The following is a 22,122-nucleotide window of genomic DNA, read 5'->3' on the forward strand; positions in this document are numbered from 1 at the left end:
AACGACCACGCAAGATTCCCGCACCGGATTTCCCTGTGCCGCAGCGACTAAGGAGATCCGCGGTGATGTCCGCACTTGTTTAGTGGAGCGGCCACAGACGGCAGCGGCCCCCGAACGGACGTTCGGCGGCAACGGATTTCGACGCGACTGTGCGGATGCGCGCCAAAAGCACACTGCGGACGCCTGGATCGCGCGAATCGCTTTCGTCGCCTGCGCGCGCACCAAGCGACGCGCGCGGCTCGCTGCTCAGATAACTGCTTGACTTGCAGGCAGTCTCATCTTGAGCAGGACGACGAGAGTCGGTGCGCTAACTGACACGCCAAGCACTCGATAGACCCCAAAGCGGGTCGTACCAAGGAATGCGTGCCAGCAGCGCAACCCCTCGAAGGCCGAACGACCCTACGGCGTGCAGGTGACTCCAGTGACTGAAGTGCTGCAGTCGATGACGAGCGGCACCGTGCAACCCGAGGATGTTAACGCGGTGGCGGCCAGAATCAGCCCGAGGACAACCTTGTACTTCATACGAGACATGAACCACTCCATCCGTTAGAGGAGAGATGTACGCCCGAGGGGAGTTATATTACGTGAGTGCAATGCGGAATGCTATGGGATTCACTAAATTTGCGGCGGTCTACTTCAACTGATTGAAAGCGCGGCATAGTCACCGGCAGCATGGCCGGCGGATGCGTCCTTGATGGCGACCGAGAGCCTGATTTGCATTCATTTTCCGAAATCTTCCGGATGGGCGGGTAGGGGGATAATATAGGCAGGAGCGCACGATCCGACCTACATTTCCAACAATGCAGGGCGATGCGAAACGTGTTCGGGGGAACCGAGATACGGGCTCTGGGTAGCGGCAGTGCTGACGATTGTCGGCGATCCCGGCATCTGGCGTGCCCATTGCAGCCCTGCCGGTGAACTCGGTAGGCTACCCGCACGACCACACCGACCGCGCCGGCGTATCCGCTCGTGCCAATTTCGGTCCGCTCTTCCCCGAACTACCCGCATCATGAATGCATTTCACGCAGAAGGATCATTCGCGCCCTGTGGCCAGACCGTCGTTAGATTCCAAATCCGGTCAACCCGACCGGGAAAAGTAAGCTTCTTCGCTATGCCGGTGGCTATTCGTGCGTGGTGCGCAACGTTAGCTTTTGTGCTCTCGGTCCCGGCCGGTATTGCCGCTGCGGGCACGGCGCTCGCGGCGCCGATCGGCGACGACGCCGGCGACCGGCTGGTCGGCTGGGACACCTATCGGCGCCTGGACCGTTTGCCGTATCTGCGTACTGACACGCAGGCCCTGCAGCTTTCCAGTTTCGACCGCAGCGGCGGTGATTTCGACCTCTCGACCGGTAACCGCAACGGCACCGGAGGATGTCTGGCCTCCGGCGGTGCCGGCTGCGTCATCGCGGAAGACCGCGGTGCCGGCGAGGTGGATTCGATCTGGCTCACCCGCGATGGCGGCAAGGTGACCCGGATCGGGAACATCCGCGTCGAACTGGACGGACGTACGGTGCTCGATGCTCCACTGCAATCGGTGGTCGACGGTGCGTTGGGTGCGCCGTTCGAATGGCCGCTCGTTGCGAATGCGGCGCAGTCGCCGGGCGGTGTGTACATCAAGGTGCCGATGCCCTATCGCCAGTCGATGCGGATCAGCGTCGCATCGAATCTCGAGTACTACCACGTCGACTATCGTCAATTCTCGAGCGCCGTGCGCGTGTCCACTTTCTCGCCCTCCGACCCCGCGCTCGACGTGCTCGCCACGCTGCGCGCCGCGGGCACCGTCGACCCCAAACCGTCTGCTGCTGCGGCGGTTCACGACAACAGGGTTGTCGAGGTCCCGGCCCGGGCCGCGACGACCATCGCGGAATCGACCGGCCCGGGCACTATCTCGGCGTTATGGCTGCAACTGCCCGAACCGGCGGACCAACTGCTGAGCGGCTTGCGGCTGCAAATGGACTTCGACGGCCGCACCATGGTCGACTCCCCGCTCGGGGAGTTCTTCGGCGCCGGGCTGGGTGCCAATACCGTGCGGTCCCTGATGTTCGCCATGGTCCAGCAGCCCGGGGGACCGCTGTCGCTGTCCGCATGGTGGCCCATGCCTTTCGCCCACGCGGCCCGCATCACGCTTGTGAACACCACCGACGACCCGGTAGCCGGAATCGACAGCGACGTGACCACCGCCCCCGATGCCCAATGGGCGCCCGCACTGGCCAGCGGTCGCGCCGGCTACTTCACCGCTCGCTCGCATGCCGGGCCGACGGTCCCCGGCCAGGACTGGTTGTTCGCCGACGAACAGGGCCACGGGAAATTCGTCGGGGTCAGCCACACCATCCGCGGTTCTCGAATCAGGACCGCGTTCAGTGACGCCGCCCCTTACTTTCTCGAAGGGGCCGAACGCGTTTACACGGACGGCGCCGGGTCGCCGCAGTGGTATGGCACCGGTACCGAGGACCTCTACGAGGGTGGCTGGTACTTCAAGGACGGCACCCGCTTCAGCGACCCGCTCACCGGACAACCGGACCGGCGCACGGCCACCGCCGGCTGCGCCGACTACTGTGTCGCCGTCTATCGGCTCATGCTCGCCGACGCCATCGATTACCACTCCGCGATCCGCTTCGGCATCGAGCACGGTAAACGGAACATGGTTCAACCCGACTACAGCTCAACAGCTTTCCTCTACACGCAGCCGAACGACACTCTTACGCCTGGCGACAACATTCGCCCGGGCGACCCGGTCAGTCGACTCCTGCACGGCTACGCCGACACTGACGGCGCCGATCAGCTGCTGGTCAGCGAATATGAAGGCGCCGACGACACCCATCCGGTGATCGGGTCGGTCCGCGCCACCAACGCCGCGGTCACGTTCCACCTCGAGACCGACCCGGACAACCGCGGCATCCTGCTGCGCCGCACGTCGGATCAGGCGGACGGCTTCCAGTCGGCAGACGTCGCGATCGACGGCGTCCCCGTCGGGAATTGGCTGCAGCCCCGCAGCAACAGCTTTCATCGCTGGCTCGACGACACCTACCTCTTGCCGCAATCGGTAACCGCGGGCAAAGCGCAGCTGACGATCACCCTCACGCCCACACCCGACTCCCCGCCGTGGACGGCCAGCCGCTATGAGATCGAGACGCTGACCGGTTCAACCGATTAGACGGCGGCCGACCGCACCACCCGATTGGCGAGCAGGGCCATCACGACACCCGTCAACCCGCCGACGGGAGCCATCAACGACGAGCATCCCGACAGCACGAAGAACCCGAACGCGGCGCCGACGGTGAGCAAGGCCGCGTGAACGGGCGTCCAGCGCGCCATCGACGGCAACCGGAACGACAAGCCCATGCCAAGCAGCAGCGCGAGAACGTGACCGAACGCGGTGAAGTCCGCGCCAGAGGTGGCCACCAACCCGATGCCAAGCCACCAACCAATCCAGGCTGGACGCCAGCGCAACGGTATCGATGCGGTCAGGGCACCCAGCACGCACACCGCGCCGTAGCTGATCCCGACATCGGTGGCCCGCGCGACCGAGAACGGCAACCATCCCGTCTCCACCGCGCCAACCAGCCCCACCGCGAGGATCAAGGTGGCGCCGATGTGCCCGACGGCAAAGGTGATCAGCAAACCCCTACCGCGCCAGATGAGTTCGCCCAGCGCCAGCAGGCACACCAGCCCGGGCAACCAGAGGTAGACGTCGCCCCCGTCGTTGACGAATGCGCTACCGACCAGGGCGGCCAGGTGGCCGTGTGCCAGGTTGTGCAGGTTGGTGCTCATTTCGCTGACGACCGAGGCGCGGGTGCGCGCACCCATGGCGGTCAGGGTGACGGAGACCGCGAGCAATAGGACGGCGTACGCCACAGTGACACGGAAGCGGTCGGCGCGTGCGCGAACGTTCGTGCTGGAAGACGTCATTGGCCGTTCCAACCGCGGTCGCGGGCCAGCAGGTCGGCCACGGTCTCCCGGCGCACCAGTTCTCGAGAGCGGCCGCCGGAGACCGCGACCAGCGGCGGCCGACCCACCAGGCTGAGGCTCGATACCGTCGAGTGCTGATAGGCGCCGGTGCAGGCCACCGCTAGCAGATCGCCGGGATGGATGTCCGCGGGCAGCTCGACGTCGCGGGCGATCTCGTCACCGTGTCCATTCCGGCCCACGACGGTGACGGGTGCGCTGGCGGTCGGGCGGTGGCGGTTGGCCAGTGCCACCGTGTATTTCGCGCCCAAACCCCGCCGGTTGCCGGCCGGGCCGCCGTCCACCGCGACGAAGGTGTGCCCGCCCGGCTGCCGTTTCACAGCGGTGATCCGGCACAGGGTCACCCCGGCGCGTGCGGCGATCGCCCGGCCTGGCTCGATCACGATCTTCGGCCGCGGGAATCCGTGCTCCGCGCAAGCGGATTCCAACGCGGCATCGACGGTGGCCCCGAGTGACCGCAGGTTGAGTTCCGGCTCGCCCGAACGATGTGGGATCGCGTGACCGCCGCCGAGATTGAGTTCAGTGAGCACGACCTGATGGTGCTCGCGGACCTCGGCCATCACGCCGATCATCTGCCGGATAGCCGCACCGTAGAGCGAGGCGTCGGTGAGTTGCGCCCCGAGTTGGCAGTGCAGCCCGACCAAGTCGAGCGACGGCTGGTCCACGACACGCCTGAGTGCCGCCTGGCCCCCCGACAGGGCGAAGCCGAATTTTTGGTCGGGCGTCCCGACGTCGGGAATGACCCGCACCAGGACGCGCTGACGATGACCCACCCGGCAGGCGAGCAGCGAGATCTCGCTGGGTGAGTCGATCACGATCCGCCCGACCCCGGCCGCGATCGGGTCACCGAGCTCAGTCGCGGTCTTCGCGCCGGCCAGGACGATCCGCTGGGGTGGGACGTCGGCAGCCAGCGCGGTGGCCAACTCGGCGGCCGAGCAGACCTTCACGCCGGCCCCTTCGTCCGCGGCCCAGCGGGCCACGTCCACGCTCAACAACGCCTTGCCGCCGTAGATCAGCTCGGCATCGGGAAGCGTCGCGCGATAGCAGCGGATGCGGGCGCGAAAATCCTCCTCGTCCACCACCTGGATGGGGGTGCCGTACTCGGCGGCGATATCGTCGGCGGCGACGTCCCCGACGCACAATCGGCCCAGGTCGTCGACGTACGCGCTGAGCGGCCAGACCGCGCGATCGAGGTGCGGGTTCAACCCGTGCCTCACCGACGGAAGCAGCTCGAAGAGCGTCATACCTCCACGGTGCCGGTCCGGCCGCGGGCGTGCCGCCTTCTTAACGAAGCCTTCACACCCGGGCGGTAAATCTTCACAGATCCGGAACACCGGCCGCGATCGAGGCGATCACCTCGTCCACCGGCAGGATCGCGGTCGCGTAATTCGGGATGTTCACCTCGAGCGCGGCGCGCATCTCCACGTCCGAATAGTCCGCCGTTGCGTCGCGCACCACGGTGACCTCGTAACCAAGCTCCGCGCCGTACCGCACCGTGGCCTCGAGGCAGGTGTGGGCGATCAGCCCCATGACGATGAGCCGATGAATGCCGTGCCGTTTGAGCTGCAGGTCCAAGTCGGTGTTGGCGAAACCACTTGAGCACCAGTGCTCATGGGCGACGACGTCGCCGGGCTGCGGTTCGAACCCGTCACGAAGCTCACCGCCCCAGGTGCCGAATTCGAAGGTCTTGCGCGACCACGCCGCCTTCTGAACGGGGGCGATGTATTTCCACGTCTCGTAATCGCCGGGGCGGTATCGGCGATGCAGCGCGTAGAACACCCGGATATTCGCGGCCCGCGCGGCGTCGAGCACCTGCCTCATGTGCGTGACGCAGTCGTTGCTCTCGATGACGCCCTTCAGGCGTTCCCACACCTTGCCGCCGGGGGCGATGAAGTCGCTGTACGGATCGATCACCACCAGCCCGGTGGTGTCCTTGCCAAATGTCACGCCGACATCATCCCTCGCCGGCGTCTTGACTGCCCGGTCTACCTGCTGCTAGACATGGGTGCGCCACGAATTTGGGCGATCGCCCAAACAGCGAGGAGGTGAAGCATCGATGACCGTCGCCAGCGACACGGACGTCTACTACGACCCCTACGACGTCGGCATCAACGCCGACCCGTATCCGACCTACGCGCGGCTGCGCGAAGAGGCACCGATCTACTACAACGAGCGCTATGACTTCTGGGCGCTGTCCCGGCATTCCGACGTCGAGCGGGCGCTGGCCAACTGGGAGACGTTCTCCAACAAGCGCAGCGACATCCTCGAGCTCATCAAGTCGAAATTCGACATGCCCGGCGGCGTGATGATGTTCCAGGATCCGCCCGAGCACACCAGGCTGCGCGGCCTGATGTCGCGCGTGTTCACGCCGCGCCGGATGGCAGAGCTCGAGGACCAGATCCGGCGGTACTGCGTGCGGTGCCTGAACCCGCTCGTCGGCTCCGGGAGCTTCGACATCATCGCCGAGCTGGCCTCGATGATGCCGATGCGGGTGATCGGGATGCTGCTGGGAATCCCTGAATCCGAACAAGTCTCGGTCCGTGACGCCAACGATGCCAACCTGCGCACCAAGCCGGGCGCACCGTTGAAGGTCGCCGACGCCGACTCCATCGCCGACGGCCGGATCTACGCCGACTACGTGGAATGGCGGTCCAAGAATCCCTCCGACGACCTGATGACGACGCTGCTCAACGTCGAGTTCGACGACGAGCACGGGGTGCACCGGAAGCTGACCCGCAAGGAAGTGCTGCACTACACCCAGGTGGTCGCCGGGGCGGGCAACGAGACGACCGGCCGGCTGATCGGCTGGCTGGCCAAGGTGCTCGCCGAGCATCCCGACCAGCGGCGCGCCGTCTTTGAGGATCGGTCACTGTTGACCCGTACCGTCGACGAGACGCTGCGATTCGAACCGACGGGGCCGCACGTCGCCCGTTGGATGGCAAGGGATTTCGAGTGTTACGGCACGACGGTTCCGGCTGGCAGCGCCATGCTGCTGCTGTTCGGCGCCGCCAACCGCGACCACCGCCGCTACACCGATCCCGACACCTACAACATCCGCCGGGACAACATCTCGCACATCACGTTCGGCAAGGGTGTGCACTACTGCCTCGGCGCCAACCTGGCCCGCCTCGAGGGCCGGGTCGCGCTGGACGAGATTCTCAACCGCTGGCCCGAATGGGGCATCGACTACGACACGGCCCAACTGGCCTCGACATCGACCGTCCGCGGCTGGGAGCGGTTGCGAGTCGTGTTGCCCTGAAACGGGTTAACTCGGCATCTCGAATCGGTCGATGATCCGGTTCACCAGCGCGACCGCCTCGGAGTGGCCGGTCGTCGCGCCCAGTGCCTGCTCCAGGATCAGCATGCGACCGACCGCGGCGATGACGACCGCGAGGCCGGCCGGCGGGAAATCTCCTGTGTCCAAATCGTGCTCGCGCACGATGAAATTCAGCGCGGTGATCTGCATGTCGCGCCAACGCTCCGACCAGGCCGCGATCTCCGCCCTGATTTCCTTGCGGTGGTTGGCCAGACCCATGAACTCCAGCAGCAGGCGGGTGTCCTTCGGCTCGATGAGCGTGTCCCAGAAGGCATGCAGCGGGCGGTCGGACGCCAACGCCCGCTGTTGGCGCTCCAGATAGGCGGCAGCGCCGCGCCGGAAGACGTTCAGGTAGAGATCGTCCATGGTCGGGAAGTAATAGTGCACCAAGGCGGGTTTCACGCCGGCTTCGGCCGCCACCCGGCGCGACGTCGCCGCCGCGTAACCCTCGTCGACCATGATCTGGATCGTCGCGTCGATCAGCATGTCGCGCGTCGTAGAGTCCCTGGCCATCAACGGACCCTAATTTGGGCGATCGCTAAAAATCAACACGGCGGGTTGAACAGGCGCAGGCCGCCATGATTAGGGAATCGGCGGGTGGGGAATTGTCATCCGGACAGTTCAAAAAGTGAAGGAAAAAAATCGTGGCTCCAAGCTTCAAAGACGTCATCGCATCCAAGTACCTGCTTTTGACCACGTTTACCAAGGACGGCCGCCCGAAACCGACGGCGATCTGGGGTGTGCCCGACGGGGAGAAGCTCCTGGTCATCACCGACGACGGGTCGTGGAAAACAAAGCGGATCAACAACACGCCCCGGGTGACGATCGCCAAGAGCGGCGCACTGGGCAAGCCGAAGAGCGAGCCGGTCGAAGCGATCGCGCGGGTCCTGCCGAAGTCGGAGACCCGGCGGGTGTACAACGCCGTGCTCAAGCGGTACTGGTACCACGCGTGGTGGTTTTATGCGCACTCGATCGTGCGCGGCGGCATCGACAAGGTGCACGTGGGACTAGAGATCAAGCCGGCCGCTTAGCGTCGCTCTTCGGATCGATCAGGATTTTCGCGTGCGCCTCGGGGTCACCGAGTGCCTCGAAAGCGGCTTCGACGCCGGACAACCCGACCGTCCCGGTGATCAGCGGCGCGACGTCGACCTTGCCGTCGGCGAGCATATGCAGGGTGTCGCGGAACTCCAGTGGCGTGTAGCCGAGCACGAACCGCAGGTCGATTTCTTTGTTGATCGCCATGGCCGGTCGAATGCGGTCGGCACCCATACAGACGCCGACGACGACGACCCGCGAGAACAGCGGCGCGCTGGAGATGATGCCGTCGATGATGCCCGGGACGCCGACGCATTCGAAGATGACGGGATGCTTGGGCGTTGCCGCGCCGGCGGCTTCGGCGGCGCGCCAGACGTGCCACCACGGCAGCCGCAGCCTTTGTAGCTTCTCGATCGTGCCGACCGCGAGGTCGAATGCCTCGAGGATGCCTTGCAGATGCTTGCGTCCGGCCTGGGTTGCGTACGGCGAGTCCTGTGCGGGGTCGACGACGATATCGGCGCCGCAGGCCGTCGCGAGTGCACGGCGGCCCGCCGAGAAGTCGCTCGCGACGACGGTGCGCACCCCATGCGCCTTGAGCATGCAGATAACCGCGAGACCGATTGGCCCGCAGCCGATGACGATGGCGACGTCACCCTTGCCCACCTCGCCGCGCCGAACGGCGTGCCACCCGACGGCCATCGGCTCGGTCAACGCGGCGACGTCGGGGGAGAGGCCGTTCGGAACGGCGAACGTCAGCGACTGCTCGACCAGAAGCTGCTCGGCGTAGGCGCCCGGCGCCATGGTCGACAACCCGATCCCGTGCACCTCCTTGCCGCGCCGCAGCAGCGGCAGGGCGACGACAGGGGTCCCGGGCCGCGGGGCCTTGCGGGTGCCGGGACCGTAATCGAGTACCTCGCCGCAGAATTCATGGCCGAACACCACCTGCTGATCCGATCGCATGAACGCGTCATATCCCGACTCGGCCATCACGTCGGCGAGTTCGTCGCAGTGCCGGCGCGCGTGCAGGTCCGATCCGCAGATGCCACATCGGAGGACGTCGATCAGCAACTGGCCTTTGGCCGGCGTCGGTGCGGGTAAATCGACGACGTCCAGCCTCGCGTTGGTGCACGTTACGCTCTTCATCAGTCGATCCTCCTACACGGTGGCCGACTTGGGACTCGAAGGTTGCAGTCCTGCCGCCTCTTTCAGCTCGCCATAGGCCCGTCGGGTGCACTGGGCCAGGCGCGGTAGGTCATCGAGTGCCGCGGCGTTGGCGACGAAACCGAAGTCCATGCTGTCGTGGTAGGACGCGAAGGTGGCGTTGAGTCCGATCGAGGCCGCGAGGGCGGAAACCGGGTAGATGCCGAGGAGGCGCGCACCGTTGAGGTATTTGACCTCCGCTGCACCCGCCACGTTGGAGATCACGAGGTTGCACGCCGGGTGCGCGACGCGGTCCAGGTGCGTGGACGAACCCAGCCCGGCGAGCGCCACCAGCCCGGCCGCATAGGTGAGTGCCGCCCCGCTGGACATGCGGCTGAGCTCCTTCTTGCACGCGGCGACCGAGTCCACCACCTGGTGGATCCGTTCCGGCATGCTCGCTCCGGGCTCTCCGAGTCGCGGAAACACCGCCGACACCCGCGTGCCGATTGTCGTGTCCCGGCCGCCGCGCAGCGACACCGGGCACATCGCAATGAAAGGGTGTGCGAAGGCCTGGCCCGTCTCGCGCAGGTAGGTGTGCAGTCCGGCGTCGATGACCGTGACAGCCACGTCGTTCAGGGTCGCCCCGAGGCGCCGCCCGACCTCATGCATCTCTTCGAGCGGCAAGGAAAGCGTCGCGAAGCTTCGCCCAATCTGCAGCGGGGCGTTGGTCGGGGCGTGTTGCGCCCCGAACGGCAGACTGCCCTCCAGATGCGATTGGACGATAGTCGCGAAGAGCTTGCGCAGCGCGCCGACCGAAATCTGGCTGAGCGCCTCGACCTGCGTGAGGGTCGCGCGAATCGAGTCGGCGATCCGCGACGTGAGGGGTGTCGGAGGGTGCGGCGTGGGTTCCGGCGCGCCCAGCGCGAAGGCGGGTGTCGGGACGGTGCACTCCCCGGTCGTGTTCAGCCCGGCGTAGAGAAGCTTGAGGCCGGATTCACCGTCGATGATCGAGTGATGGGTCTTGGTGTAGATCGCGAACATGCCGTCCGGCACCCCGTCGATCACCCAGCAGCGAAACAGCGGCCGGTTACGGTCGAGTTGCGGCTCGTGCAGATCCGCGACGAGCCGCAGCAGGTCGTCGTAGGAGGAGCGAGCGGGGAGGGCCAGGTGTCCGACGTGATAGTTGGGGTCCCAGTGCGTCACCTCTCGGAAATGGGGCGCCCCCCGACCGAGCAGCTCGGGAACGTAGTTGAAGGGCGGCGCCGGCGTGCACGCTCGATACGCCTTCACGATCTCGCGCACTATGGGTGCGCGGCCGGCCGGCTTCTTGAACAACAGCATGGCGCCGACGTGCGTCGTACCGGCCGGCGACTCGATCAACAGCCATGAAAGATCCAGGGGTGGAATGGGTTTGGTCATGCCGTACCTCCAATCCGAAGTCCGGCCCTGCCTGGGCGCGCATGACTCGAATCGATACGGCGATGGTCTCTCCGCCGCCCACGCCCGGCGAGGGCATTAGGACCCCGTTTACGGCAGTCGTTGGTCCTTCAGCTGACGCGCCGCGCCCCGCTCAGCTCACGGCGCGAAGGGCTTCGAACGTGTCAGCCAGAGTCTCTTGCGGATCCCGGTAGGTAATGCCGAGCTCGCGCTCGCTGGGCGAATCGTCGGACGCCGGCATCTGCGTGTAGTACTGCATCCCGGCCCACGTGAAGGGCGTATCGAAGGGTACGAACCGGCTGGCGCGATCCATTACCGCGCCGGCGACGCGCAGGGCGGTGTCGGGAATCGGAACCGAGACCATCGCCGACCCGGACACCTCACCGAGCATCTTTGCCAACTCCGCCGCCGGAACGCGATGGCCGCCCGCCATGTACCGGCGCGGGCCGCGGCCGGGCTCCAGCAGCGCCGCATGCAACGCGGCCAAATCGCGCACGTCGACGATCAACCAGGCCCCGCTGCGCCCCGGGATCACATGCATCTGCAGTGCGGCCTTGACGCCTTCGCCGGCCTCCCCGAACTGGTCACCCACCGGCGGACCGATGACCATGCCCGGGTAGGTGATGTTCACCGGCGCGCCCGCATCCTGCAGGCCGCGGGCATAGATCTCGACCTGCGCCTTGGACGTCCCGTAGCCGTCCGCCCCGCCGACGACCGGCAGGTCCGCCGACAGCTCTTCCAGGCCGGCATGAAAGAGCGCACTGAAACTGGACACGTGGACGATCGGGTCCAAGCCCAGCTCGACCGACTGGCCGAGGACGTTCTGGGCGCCCTGCATGTTGGTGGTAAGCATTTCCGTCGTCTGGCGCGGGTCGGTGGCTACCAGGGCGGCGCTGTGCACGACGGCTTCGCAGCCGTCCAGCGCCTTGCGCACCGCGATGCGATCGGTGATGTCGGCGACGGCGAAGTCGGAGACGTCGACCCCCAGCTCGGCCACCGTAGTCTCCAGCTTCCCGGGGTTGCGCACCAGAAATCGGATCGAGTGGCCCGCGTCTGCGATGGCTTTGGCCGTCCAGCCCCCGACGAATCCCGTACCGCCTGTGATCAGAACGCGCATGCTGCGATCTTTGCAGGGCCGTCCCGGCTACAGGTGACTGGAGGCGAAGTTGGCGGCCTGGCCCGTCATGCCGTTCATCCCGTACGAGGTGTGCGCGGCAAGGTCGTTGCCGTTGCCGCTGCCGCACACCGGGTCGCCCTGGGCGCACAGCTCGATGGTCTTCGGCTGATACAGCGGGCCGATGGCCAGCGGCGGTGCGTGGTACTTCTGCAGGAAGTCACCCGACGGCGTTCCGAACAGGGTGACCGCGGCGACATGGTTGGCGACATCGGTCGGCATGGGCGGGGGCACGGCCGACGCGGGCACGCCCGGCGGCACGGCCGCCGAGGTGACGTACCCGGCCAGGGCGGCGCCCTGCGAGTACCCGCCGAGCACCTCACGGGTGTTAGGGCAGTTCTTGGCCGTGGCTTCGACGTGCGAACTGGCGTCACGGATGCCGTCGACCACCGTCTGCGGGAAGCTGGGATCCGAAAAATCGGTGCTGGCAGGGTAATTCACCGCGTACACGCCGAGCGAGCGCGAGCCGATCTGCGAGCGCAGCGCGTCCACGAACGACCCGCCGATACCGCCGATGCCGGGCGGTTCGCCCGACCCGCGGGCGAACACCACCTCGACGTCGGGGCACGGTTCCGCGGAGGCCGAAGGGCTGGCCGCGCTCGACACCAGGGCGCCGGCCGCCAGCGTCGCCAGTCCGACGAGCGCAGGCAGCCGGCGCAACCCGGAGCGCCCGATCACTTCTTGAACGCGTCTTTCACCTTTTCGCCCGCGTCCTTGAGGCTGGACTTCGCCTGATCCGCCCGGCCCTCGTCCCTGGTGTCGTGGTCCCCGGTCGCCTTGCCGATGGCCTCTTTGGCCCGCCCGCCCAGGTCTTCGATCTTGTTCTTCAGCTTGTCCTCGTTACTCATGCCGCTGTGGCTACCCAGCAATGGGAGAGGTTGAAACCCCGTCCTGTCATCATGGAGGGTGTGAGCGCCGCAATCGTGGTCGCAATAGTGGTGGGGCTGATGCTGCTGGGCGTCGGCATGGTGGTCAACCAGTTGCTTCGGCTGCGCAGGTATCTGAACGACTCGCCGGCCGGTCCACCGCCCGCCCCGGAGCCCCCGGAGCCGCCCGCCTAGCCGAATCGCCCGAATTCGCCGGGGGCGGCTGATAGCTTCGTCCTCGTGGTAACGGGGCGGCGCGGCACCGTGAAACCGTCGGCTCTTCTGGTCGCCGGCGATGGTCTGCCACGCGGTGTCTCCGGTGCGGCCGACCCCCATTTCGGCAATGTCGTCAAGCTGTTCGCGCAGCTGTTTCCCGGGCGCCGGTTCGATGGCGGAGCGTTGAGCGTCTACATCGACGGCGTGCCGGTCGTCGACGTCTGGACGGGCTGGTCGGATCGGGCCGGCACCCAGCTCTGGACGGCCGACACCGGCGCGATGGTGTTCTCGGCGACCAAGGGTGTCGCGTCGACGGTGATCCACCGGCTGGCCGACCGCGGCCTGCTGTCCTATGACGAGCCCGTCGCCGAATACTGGCCCGAGTTCGCGGCGAACGGCAAGGCGGAAATCACGGTCCGCGACGTCTTGCGGCACCGCTCCGGGTTGTCGCACCTGCGCGGCGTCACCAAGGCGCAATTGATGGACCACGCCCTAATGGAGGAACGCCTCGCCGCCGCGCCGGTCGACCACTTGCGCGGCGTGCAGGCCTATCACGCCCTCACCTACGGATGGCTGTTGTCCGGGCTGGCCAGGGCGGTGACCGGCAAGGGCATGCGGGACCTGATCCGCCAGGAGGTCGCGCGTCCCCTCAACACCGACGGCTTGCACCTCGGCCGCCCTCCGGAAGGCTCGCCGACCAAGCCCGCGGAAATCCTGATACCGCAGGGCAGGCTGCGCGCCCCGGTGTTCAACTTCATCGCACCCAAGATGGCCGGCCTGCCGTTCTCCGGCGCTGGGCGCGATGTACTTTCCCGGCGTCGTCTCCCTGATCAAGGGGGACACCCCCTTCCTCGACGGGGAGGTCCCCGCCGCCAACGGTGTGGTGACCGGCCGCGGGCTGGCGAAGATGTATGCCGTGCTGGCCAACGGCGGCCGCATCGACGGCAAGAAGTACCTGTCCGAGGAGCTGGCGCGCGGCCTGGCCGGGCAGGCGCAGCGCAAGTGGCCGGACGCGAACATGGTGGTGCCCATGCCATTTCACCTCGGCTACCACGAATCGCCGGTGCCCGGTTTGCTGCGCGGTTTCGGCCACGTCGGTCTCGGCGGGACGCTCGGCTGGGCCGACCCGGAGGCCGGCAGCTCGTTCGGCTTCGTCCACAACCGGTTGCTGACCCCGTTGCTGTTCGACATGGGATCCTTTGCGGTCCTGGCCCGTCCGCTGCGCAACGCCATCCTGGCGGCCCGCGATCAGGGACCGCTGCAAGTGCCGCAGCTGGGGGCCACCTACGCCAAGCCCGCGCGGCGCAAGGCGGTTCTATAGCCGGGCGGCGACCAAAGTTGCGGCCCGCGCGGTCATCCCGGACTGCACATACGAGGCGTGCGCGAAGACGTTGATGGTGGAGCCGTCGGAGCACGCCGGGTCACCGGCGGCGCACATGTCGATGGTCTTCGCGGCGTAGGGCGGACCGATCGGGGGAAACACGGTGCCCGACAGACGATTCGCGAGTGCGCTCGTCGGATTGCCGAAGACGGCGATCGCCGCGACATGATCGGCCGCTTGCGGCGGCATGGCCGGCGTGGCCAAATCGATCACACCCGCACCCTGCGAAAATCCCCCGAGCACCATCCGGGTGTCGGGGCAGCGTCCGATCGTGTCCTGCACGTGAGCAACCAGGTCATCAGCACCGTTTTGGGCGCTCGCCGCAAAAGCCTCAGTCGCGGGGTAGTTCACCGGGTAGACACCCATCGATCGGCCGGAAAGCTGAGAGCCGAGCGAGTCGACGAACGCCTGGCCGACGTTGCCGACACCCGCGGGTTGGCCGGTGCCGCGGGCGAACGCCACCTCGACGGCCGGACACGGATCGGCATGCGCGCCAGGGCTGTTGAGCGACCCGCCCGATGCCGCCGAGGTCACCGCGAGCGCAACACCGACGACGATGCGCTTCGCAATCACCGCTCCATGCTGACATAGGCGTTCCCACGCGGCAGCGTCAGCGGAAGATCGGTGTAGGTGACGATGCCCGGCGCCGCCGCGACGACGGCGGGGATCGCGTTGATCGCCGGCATCGCGGTCATGATGTGGCCGAGGTCCATGAACTCCTCGATCGTCGTCGCCTCGAAGTACGGCGGCGGCAGAAAGCCGACCTTGGTGGTCACCGTCGGCTGCCCGTCGATCTGAATGACCCAGCCGTCCTGTTCGATCTTCCAGTCGGGTTCGAGCGTCTGTCCCTTGCGCCACCGCACATTCAGGTCGATCAGGGTGGTGTCACCGACGATGCCCCGCCAGCTGATGTAGACGCCCGCCACGCATCCCGCGGGGATGGTCCAGGACGCCATTTCGAGATCCGCCGTCGTCTGGGCGAACTCGGCCACGCACTTCACCTCGTCGAGCTCGACGCCGAGCGCGTCGCCCACCAGCCGGACGGCCTCGCCGAAGATGGCCGTGCCCTTCGCCGCCATCGCCGGCAGCTCGGGGTGGTCGATCGGCTGGCCGAAGCCCACCGGCTTCTCGGTCTCCGGTGAGTCGTAGAACGTGGTGTCGGCGGCCTCGTTCACCGTGACCTTGTCGATCCGGTTGCACACCATCGCCGACACGATGGCCAGCAGCTCGGCGAAACCCGGACTCACACCGGACCCGAAAATGGTGGCGCCGCCCTTTTCGCAGGCCTCCGCGATCTTCTCGCGGCCGTTCCCGAGGTTTCCTCCGGTGATGAACGACGCCGTGGTCACCACGTTGACGCCCGCGGACAGGATGCGGACCAGCTCGTCGACGTCGATCCACATCGGGTTGTAGACCACGCAGTCCGGCTTCAGCGCGAGCAGCGCGTCGACGTCGTTGGTGGCCGGCACACCCAGCGGGGGGATCCCGACAAGTTCGCCGGCGTCGCGGCCGACCTTCTCCGCCGACCAGGCGTAGCAGCCCACCAGTTCATAGGTGGGGTTGGCGACGATCGACTTCAGCGAGCTCTTGCCGACGTTGCCGGTGTTCCACTGAACCACTCGATAGTTGTTTGGCACTCGCTCAGCATAGGGAATCGGGACCGGCGTTAGTAGGCGGATTCGGCCGCCAGAATTTCGGCGAGGAACGCGTCGCGGGCCGGCCGGTCCAGTCGCGCCCGCGCCCACCGCCGCGCGCGTTCCCGGGTTTCGGGGGACTCCGTCGTTTCGACCCCGACGAGCACCGACGTCGCCGACCAATCGTGGTCCCACGCCGCCGATTCCGTGAGCGGACGTTGCGCGCCGTCGATCAGGGGGAGGGTCGCTCGGCCGTCGGCGTCCAAGGCCCCGGTGCCGGAAACGGCGCCGGAACGCAGTCGCACCTGCACGCCGATGGGCGCGTCCGGGCCGATGACGGCCGCCCGCACCAGTGCCGCGGCGGAGGTCCCGGCCGCCTCGATCGTCCAGTCGACGGTGTTCTCGCCCGCGTCGAAGATGCCGGGCGGCACCCCGCCCCAGTTGACGGACGCGGTGCCGCGGGCGATCGGAGCCACGGCACGCGGGCCGGCGCCCGCCCCGGCGGCCAGGGCGTAGTCGTCGCGGCGGCCGCTCGGCACGCTCAAGGGCATACTCGAATCATCAAGGGCGGCAAAGAGTTCGGGCCAGCCGGGGCTGTCCACCCCCAGTTCGTCGGCCAGGCCGGCGCCCGCGCGCACCAGATCGAGTGCGCGCGGATCACCGTCGGCGAGGTGGGCGGCCAGGGCGTCGGCATGCGGCGCCAGCAATCCCGCGACGTCGGAATCCAAGGTGTCGTCGGCGAAGAAGACCTGCGCGCCGGCGGTCAGCAACGCGACCTCGAGGTCCAGCAGCGCGCGGTCGAGCCCGGCGATGCCGTCGCGCCGGCTGGCGGGCCACCAGCGCCGCAGCCAATGGCCCACGGCGAGCCTGCGGAGCGTGGCGACGGAGCCGGGCAGGATGTCCACGCCGGCGAGGTCGATGCCGTGCGGGTCGTCCGCCGACGCCACCGCCGAAGCCAGGGCGACGTGTCCGGATTCGCCGAGGATCCGCCAAAGCCAGTCGGCGCGGCCGAAATCGGTGAACGTGATGTGGGTGGTCGCAGCGTCCGGCTCGCCTGGCTGGTCCAAAGTCCACGACAGCACCGCGCCGCTGATCTCCAGCACCGCGGCCAGCGGCGTCGCCTCGCTGACGGGTCCGGTGCTCCACAGACCGGAATCGGCAACCAATCTCATCCGGCCACCTGCAATTCCAGCATCGCCTTGATCCGCTGTCGGTGGTCCAGGCTCACCGAGCGCGCGACGCCCTCGAGCAGCGATCGCACGTCATCGACGTCGTCGCAGGGCTCCTGCCACACGTCGCGCCCGTGCAGCCGCGCCCAGAGCCGGCTCAGGTACGGCTGCGCGTAGGCGGCGAGGTCGTCGACCACCTGCCGTTGGCGTGGATGGATGGGGCCGCCCTCGGCGAGGTAGCGCCTGGCGTGCAGCACGTAGGCCTCTTTGCGCAACCGCGCCTGAATCTGCGCCGCCAGGGCGTAGCGGCTGGCCACGGACGGGTCCAGCGGGGCCAGCTCCACCGCCACTTCGATCCCCGCGACAAGCGTGGCCTGCTTGTCCTCGGCCATCAGCCCCCAGGGCGCGCAGGCCCGGTCGACCTCCTCCTCGCAGAGCAGGGGGATATCGGGCAGCGCGTCGCGGTCCAGGGCGCGGCGCAGGGTCGCGCGCACCCGGTCCACCACGCTGCGGTCCAGCGGCCGGTCGCTCTCGGAGTCGCCCGCGACTTGCGGGGGGCGTTGCGGGGCAGCGGAACTCAGGCCGAGTTCGACGATCGACCACGGCAGTTCCGCCGCCTCGACGCGGGCCCGGGCCCCGAGGTTGTACGGCGTGGCGTCGGCGATCATCGCCGACCAGACGCGCTGCCGCGCCGTCGCGGTGCGGTGGCTGTTGGCCGGCCCCAGCACGGTGGTGAGCTCGGCCAGGAAGGGGGCGGTGACGGTGTTACCGGACCGCACGTCGCGCCAGCTGCGGCCGAGCTGGTCGGCCAGCTTCGCGACCGTTTCGGGATCGGCCACGTATTGGTGCAGCACCTCGATGGCGGTGCGGTCGCGGCCCTGGTGGACGTCGCCCAGCACCGCCGCGGCCGTTTCGCGATCCTGCGGTGCCGGTGGGCCTTTCGTCACCGCGAGCTCGAAACACACCGGGAAGTACAGCTCCTGGGCATTTCCGGTGCGGATGCGCTGCCGGCGGCGCTCCATTTTGAGAATCTCGAACCACGCTGCGGCCGAGCGCAATTCGGCGCCACTGCCGACGATCAGGTCACGCATCGCCGCGGCCGTCTCGGGGGTGACGACGGGGGCCGAATATTGCGGGTTCGACCGCAACCGGAGGACCAAGGGGTCGATGATGCGTTTGACGGTGCGGCTCAACGGACCGCCGTCGTCGCTGCTGAGCACCTCCACACCCGGGCCGATCGCCCGCCATGCCGTGTCGATCACCGACCGGCGTGGGTGGCCGACCGCGAGGGCCAGCTGCGAATCCGCGCTCATCTGCACAGAATAGGGGCATCGCGCGAAACGCGGCAGCCGAAAACTTGGGTTCGGTAGCCGGCCGGTGGCTTCACGCTGGTCGCATGAACAAGCTGTTGGTACTGGTTGACCGGCTCAGGTGCGCCCGGCGTCGCGGCGGCGGGGACCGCGCCGTCGGGGTCGGCACCGTGCGCACCGTCGAACGTCAGGTTTTCATCGAGGTGGTCGCCGTCTCCGGGGAGACCTTCATCGGCAAGCTGGCGCGCTGCGGCGACGATGTCGACGTGTCGGTGTTGCGGCCCGGCCTGGTCGTTCTGGTGGCGTTCGATCCCGCTGCGCGCGAGGAACTTTCGTTGCCCGACGACGTGCTGGCAGTGCACGCAGCCTTCGTCGGGTCGCTGTGAGCGCTACCGTGCGCCGTCCACCGCGAAGCTGACCACCGCACCCCAATACAGCGGGTTCGCCGTGGTATCACCGTCGCGCCAGCGCCGCATCTGTTCGCGCTGCCAACGGTTCACCGCGCATCCGGCGTCGCCTTCCGCGGCATGCGCGTGATCCACGGCGGCCACGACGTCGGCCATCGGATCGGCGGTGGCCGTGGTGAACTGGCGGTACGCCGCGGTGGTGGGCAGCGACCACAGGGTGGCGGTCACCAATTGCGCGCCGCCCAGGATCGTCGCCGCCACCAGCCCGGTGGCCTCGTCGAACTGGTAGTCCCCGCCCGACCCGCACGCGAGCAGGGCCACCCGCGGCGGCATCGGCAGTTGCAGGGCCATCAGGTCCGACGCGGTCAGCGGACGGTGATCACCGACGGTGTCGGCGTCGCCCGGGACGTCGGCGGTATCGGCCAGGTGCAACGCGGCCCGATCGGCTTGGCCGTCCGCCGAACTCGCGTGGCCCACGTAGAGCAGCCTGCTCGGCGTCTGAGCCAGCAGCTTGGCCAGCCACGTGCGATCGGCGTCTTGGCGGCGGAACAGTTCGACCGCGGCTGCCGGAGATTCAATGGCCGGCAGCACCGGCCGGTGTTCAAGCACGCCGGCGAAGTGCCGCGCCAACGGTGTGTCCGGCGCGGGCCTGCCCAGTACCGACCCCAGCGCGGAGTCCGGGCGCTGCCCCGGCACCCTGGGGTCGAGGACCAGCAGCGGCGGACCGTCCTTCCTGGCGTCCCATCCGGCCGGCGCGCGCGGTGCGTGCACGATGTTCGGCGGGACCGCCATCAGGACGTCGACCAGTTCCATCAGCCGGTAGCCGTCGGTGTGTTTCCCGATATCGGCGAGTTGCCAGGGGATGCGGGCCGCGGCCCGGCCGCTGGCGGTGATGGCCTCCTGGCGGGCGCGCACCAATTCTTCCTTGCTGGGGCCCGATTTCGGCACCGCCAGCAGCCCCCACGGGACCCGGGCAAGCCGGGCGCTGGGCGAGACGAACAGGGCGGCGCGCGGCGTGGCCACGCACTCGGCGAACAGTCGCCAGCCGGCCGAGCCGATCAGCAGCACCCCGAGGATGTACGCGAGCGTCAGCTCGCTCTCCGCCGTCGCGAACGGCCCGGTGGTCAGCGCGCGCTCGATGGCGTCCGCCGGGCTCTCGGAGCCGTGCGGCTCGGGCAGGGCGTTCGCCAGTTCTTCCAGCGCGGCCAGCAACAGTGGCTCTTCGATGACCCAGTTGACGGTTCGGGATGGCTGTCCGACGACCCGCAGGCTGGCGTAGGTGGCGATCCCGACGTCTGCGTACCGCAGGATCAGGGTGGCCCGGTCGGTGTCGCTCACGGCCAGGTCGACCAGGCGGGCTCGGTCGCGGTGACGTCACGGCCGTAGCGCTGGAATGCCAGCGCCCGATAGTGGCTCAGGATCGGCTCGGTGTCCGGCTGCATCCGCAACGGCGGCAACGGTCCGAGCCGGGTCAGCGATGGGCCGCCGGGGGCCGGCGAGCCGGCCGCGGCCAGCGCGGGGACCGGCTCCGGGTCGGCGTCGAGGGGGACGGGGGCGGTGGCCGTGGACGCCCATTCGCCGGTTTGTGGCCGCTGCAAACCAGTACCGAAAGTCCCTCGGGCGCTGTGATATTCGACCAGCTGACTGATCAGTTCGGTGTTCTCCCATTCCCAGGCGACGGCGAAGGCGCCGGCCAGGACGGGGGCCGAAATGCCGGCGGCCCAGCGTGATCTCGCGTCGGCGTCGGCGATGGAGTACCGCACCGAGTCGACCGCCAGGGCGGCGGCGACCTTGAGCTCGGCGGCCTGCTGCAGCTTGGTCATGCCGCGCCAGTATTCGTCGGTGCCGATCTCGCCATGGAGGATGCCGAGTCCCTCCGCCTGTCGAGCCTCGGTCTCCTGCAGCGTCTCGTCGGGATCGCCCGAGCTGTCGAAGCCGAGGTCCGCCAACGCGTCCGCGCGCCACACCGTGCCGAGATGATTGTCGAGCAGCGCGTACTGCAGCCAGCTGCTGCGCGGCGACGAGTCGAGCAGTTCCCGGGCCTCGGCGATCAGCTCGACCGCTTCGGCGAAGCGGCTCCAGAAGATCGCTATCCAGCTGCGCTGCAACAAGATACGGTGTAGATGAAGCGGCTTGCCCAATTCGCGCCAGTGCCGCTCCGCATGCTCCCAGCATTCGTCGGCGGCTTCCAGGGCGCCGGCGCCCAGCCGGGTGAGCCCCATATACAGCCAGCAACGGGCGACTTCGTGGGCCCGGGCGTGGCGGGCGATGACGGGATAGGCCTCCGACACCAGTTGCTCGGTGCCGGCGTGGTCGTTGGCCGCCCAGCACGCCGCCGCCCGCTCCAATCGTGCTTGCGCCGTGGCCAGTTCCCAGCCGTTGGCCTGTGCCCGTGCTTCCGCGCGTCGCAGCCAGGGGTCTGCTTCCGGCAGCCGGCCCGTTTGAACGCAGAACCTGCCATACCCGATGCCGGCGACGACCCGAAGGTGGTCGGCGGCATCGCCGCTCCCGCCGTAGTCTGCCATCGCACCAATAGCGTTCTCCCACAACGGGACCGACCGGGCATGCAGGTCGTCGTCGCACAGTGCGGTCGCGCACCACACCAGCGCGTGGATGCGCAGGCGGGTGTGTTCGTCGGCCAGGGCGGGAACGTCCGCGTCGTCATTTAGCACCGCCAGCGCCGCGGCCGCGCCCTCGTGATCGCCGATCGCCGCGGCCAGGCCGGTTTGCAGAAACTGGGCCCGGCGCGAGTACCGTCGGATCATGTCTGTGGTTCCGGCATCGGCGGGCATGCTCGCGTAGATCGCCACGCAGTCTTGAATGCGCCGGATGGATTCGCGCACGCCGTCATTCGCGCCGCGCTCAAGGTAGATTTCGCCGAGCTGCGCGAGGACTTCCAGCATCAGATCGTCCCGGTCTTCCCGCTCGATGCGCGGTATCAAGGACAGCAGCAGATCGCGCGCCCCGGCTTCGTCGGCCGCGTACGCCAGGCGGCGCGCGTTGTCCAACTCGTCGGGGATCGACACGGCTGCATCATAAGTCCGCCGGCACCGCCCGGGCGGGGAAAGCGG

Annotated in this window: 20 protein-coding genes and 1 pseudogene; 6 read left to right on the forward strand and 15 right to left on the reverse strand. The window is 68.0% G+C overall.

All coding sequences use genetic code 11. The features are described from left to right. The first annotated feature begins 1,111 nt into the window (after nucleotides 1-1,111). Nucleotides 1,112-3,154 carry a glycoside hydrolase family 172 protein gene (locus H7J89_RS10605; RefSeq protein WP_264043215.1) on the forward strand — a complete coding sequence of 681 codons (2,043 nt, stop codon included), beginning with the start codon at nucleotides 1,112-1,114 and terminating at the stop codon, nucleotides 3,152-3,154. Here the strand turns inward: H7J89_RS10605 and H7J89_RS10610 are convergent. The 3 genes from H7J89_RS10610 to H7J89_RS10620 form a co-directional block, all read right to left on the reverse strand. After that, nucleotides 3,151-3,909 (reverse strand): rhomboid-like protein, encoded by a 759-nt coding sequence (locus tag H7J89_RS10610; protein ID WP_264043217.1) that lies wholly within the window; start codon nucleotides 3,907-3,909, stop codon nucleotides 3,151-3,153. The genes H7J89_RS10605 and H7J89_RS10610 overlap by 4 nt on opposite strands. After that, entirely contained in the window at nucleotides 3,906-5,210 is a 1,305-nt protein-coding gene (locus tag H7J89_RS10615; RefSeq protein ID WP_264043219.1) for a diaminopimelate decarboxylase family protein, read from the reverse strand. Before H7J89_RS10615 ends, H7J89_RS10610 begins: the two co-directional genes overlap by 4 nt. A 73-nt stretch (nucleotides 5,211-5,283) precedes the next feature. After that, complete coding sequence (locus H7J89_RS10620) at nucleotides 5,284-5,913, reverse strand: cysteine hydrolase family protein (RefSeq protein ID WP_264043221.1); 630 nt, start codon at nucleotides 5,911-5,913, stop codon at nucleotides 5,284-5,286. 109 nt (nucleotides 5,914-6,022) lie between these two features. On the opposite strand from H7J89_RS10620, the gene H7J89_RS10625 reads away from it, so the two are divergent. Further along, nucleotides 6,023-7,225, forward strand: coding sequence for a cytochrome P450 (locus H7J89_RS10625; protein ID WP_264043224.1), 1,203 nt, complete (start codon nucleotides 6,023-6,025; stop codon nucleotides 7,223-7,225). A gap of 6 nt (nucleotides 7,226-7,231) precedes the next feature. Here the strand turns inward: H7J89_RS10625 and H7J89_RS10630 are convergent, their stop codons facing one another. Continuing rightward, nucleotides 7,232-7,768, reverse strand: coding sequence for a TetR/AcrR family transcriptional regulator (locus H7J89_RS10630; RefSeq protein ID WP_264043810.1), 537 nt, complete (start codon nucleotides 7,766-7,768; stop codon nucleotides 7,232-7,234). Between the two features lie 158 nt (nucleotides 7,769-7,926). Between H7J89_RS10630 and H7J89_RS10635 the strand changes: the two genes are divergently transcribed. After that, nucleotides 7,927-8,313, forward strand: a complete 387-nt coding sequence (locus H7J89_RS10635) for a PPOX class F420-dependent oxidoreductase (protein ID WP_264043226.1) — start codon at nucleotides 7,927-7,929, stop codon at nucleotides 8,311-8,313. On the opposite strand, the gene H7J89_RS10640 is transcribed toward H7J89_RS10635, so the two are convergent. From H7J89_RS10640 to H7J89_RS10660, 5 genes are all read right to left on the reverse strand, one after another. Further along, nucleotides 8,297-9,460, reverse strand: coding sequence for a zinc-binding dehydrogenase (locus H7J89_RS10640; protein WP_264043228.1), 1,164 nt, complete (start codon nucleotides 9,458-9,460; stop codon nucleotides 8,297-8,299). The genes H7J89_RS10635 and H7J89_RS10640 overlap by 17 nt on opposite strands. A gap of 12 nt (nucleotides 9,461-9,472) precedes the next feature. Continuing rightward, nucleotides 9,473-10,876: a wax ester/triacylglycerol synthase family O-acyltransferase gene (locus H7J89_RS10645; RefSeq protein WP_264043230.1), complete on the reverse strand. Its 1,404-nt coding sequence runs from the start codon at nucleotides 10,874-10,876 to the stop codon at nucleotides 9,473-9,475. A gap of 151 nt (nucleotides 10,877-11,027) precedes the next feature. After that, entirely contained in the window at nucleotides 11,028-12,011 is a 984-nt protein-coding gene (locus H7J89_RS10650; protein ID WP_264043232.1) for an NAD-dependent epimerase/dehydratase family protein, read from the reverse strand. Between the two features lie 27 nt (nucleotides 12,012-12,038). Continuing rightward, complete coding sequence (locus H7J89_RS10655; RefSeq protein WP_264043812.1) at nucleotides 12,039-12,701, reverse strand: cutinase family protein; 663 nt, start codon at nucleotides 12,699-12,701, stop codon at nucleotides 12,039-12,041. A gap of 41 nt (nucleotides 12,702-12,742) precedes the next feature. Continuing rightward, entirely contained in the window at nucleotides 12,743-12,916 is a 174-nt protein-coding gene (locus H7J89_RS10660; protein ID WP_046182002.1) for a CsbD family protein, read from the reverse strand. A 60-nt stretch (nucleotides 12,917-12,976) separates the two neighbouring features. Here H7J89_RS10660 and H7J89_RS10665 point away from each other — a divergent pair, with 60 nt between their 5' ends. Continuing rightward, nucleotides 12,977-13,129 (forward strand): hypothetical protein, encoded by a 153-nt coding sequence (locus tag H7J89_RS10665; protein WP_264043858.1) that lies wholly within the window; start codon nucleotides 12,977-12,979, stop codon nucleotides 13,127-13,129. A gap of 69 nt (nucleotides 13,130-13,198) precedes the next feature. Further along, nucleotides 13,199-14,471, forward strand: a pseudogene (lipL, locus tag H7J89_RS10670) (esterase/beta-lactamase LipL). On the opposite strand, the gene H7J89_RS10675 reads toward lipL, so the two are convergent. The 4 genes from H7J89_RS10675 to H7J89_RS10690 are packed head-to-tail and all read right to left on the reverse strand — an operon-like array spanning nucleotide 14,466 to nucleotide 18,647. Then, complete coding sequence (locus H7J89_RS10675; protein ID WP_264043235.1) at nucleotides 14,466-15,104, reverse strand: cutinase family protein; 639 nt, start codon at nucleotides 15,102-15,104, stop codon at nucleotides 14,466-14,468. The pseudogene lipL and the gene H7J89_RS10675 overlap by 6 nt on opposite strands. After that, a complete protein-coding gene (locus H7J89_RS10680) occupies nucleotides 15,101-16,168 on the reverse strand; it encodes an NAD(P)H-dependent amine dehydrogenase family protein (protein WP_264043237.1) in 1,068 nt (355 codons plus the stop codon). Before H7J89_RS10680 ends, H7J89_RS10675 begins: the two co-directional genes overlap by 4 nt. 29 nt (nucleotides 16,169-16,197) lie before the next feature. Further along, nucleotides 16,198-17,337: a hypothetical protein gene (locus H7J89_RS10685; RefSeq protein ID WP_264043239.1), complete on the reverse strand. Its 1,140-nt coding sequence runs from the start codon at nucleotides 17,335-17,337 to the stop codon at nucleotides 16,198-16,200. Then, complete coding sequence (locus H7J89_RS10690; protein ID WP_264043240.1) at nucleotides 17,334-18,647, reverse strand: hypothetical protein; 1,314 nt, start codon at nucleotides 18,645-18,647, stop codon at nucleotides 17,334-17,336. Before H7J89_RS10690 ends, H7J89_RS10685 begins: the two co-directional genes overlap by 4 nt. 44 nt (nucleotides 18,648-18,691) lie before the next feature. On the opposite strand from H7J89_RS10690, the gene H7J89_RS10695 reads away from it, so the two are divergent. Continuing rightward, nucleotides 18,692-19,030 carry a hypothetical protein gene (locus H7J89_RS10695; RefSeq protein ID WP_308205115.1) on the forward strand — a complete coding sequence of 113 codons (339 nt, stop codon included), beginning with the start codon at nucleotides 18,692-18,694 and terminating at the stop codon, nucleotides 19,028-19,030. Nucleotides 19,031-19,033: 3 nt separating this feature from the next. Here the strand turns inward: H7J89_RS10695 and H7J89_RS10700 are convergent, their stop codons facing one another. Beyond that, complete coding sequence (locus H7J89_RS10700) at nucleotides 19,034-20,389, reverse strand: CHAT domain-containing protein (RefSeq protein ID WP_264043244.1); 1,356 nt, start codon at nucleotides 20,387-20,389, stop codon at nucleotides 19,034-19,036. Then, nucleotides 20,386-22,077: a hypothetical protein gene (locus H7J89_RS10705; protein WP_264043246.1), complete on the reverse strand. Its 1,692-nt coding sequence runs from the start codon at nucleotides 22,075-22,077 to the stop codon at nucleotides 20,386-20,388. The genes H7J89_RS10700 and H7J89_RS10705 overlap by 4 nt, the downstream gene beginning before the upstream one ends. Between the last annotated feature and the right edge of the window lie 45 nt (nucleotides 22,078-22,122).

The organism is Mycobacterium paraffinicum, assembly GCF_025822865.1.
GTDB classification, from domain to species: Bacteria; Actinomycetota; Actinomycetes; order Mycobacteriales; family Mycobacteriaceae; genus Mycobacterium; species Mycobacterium paraffinicum.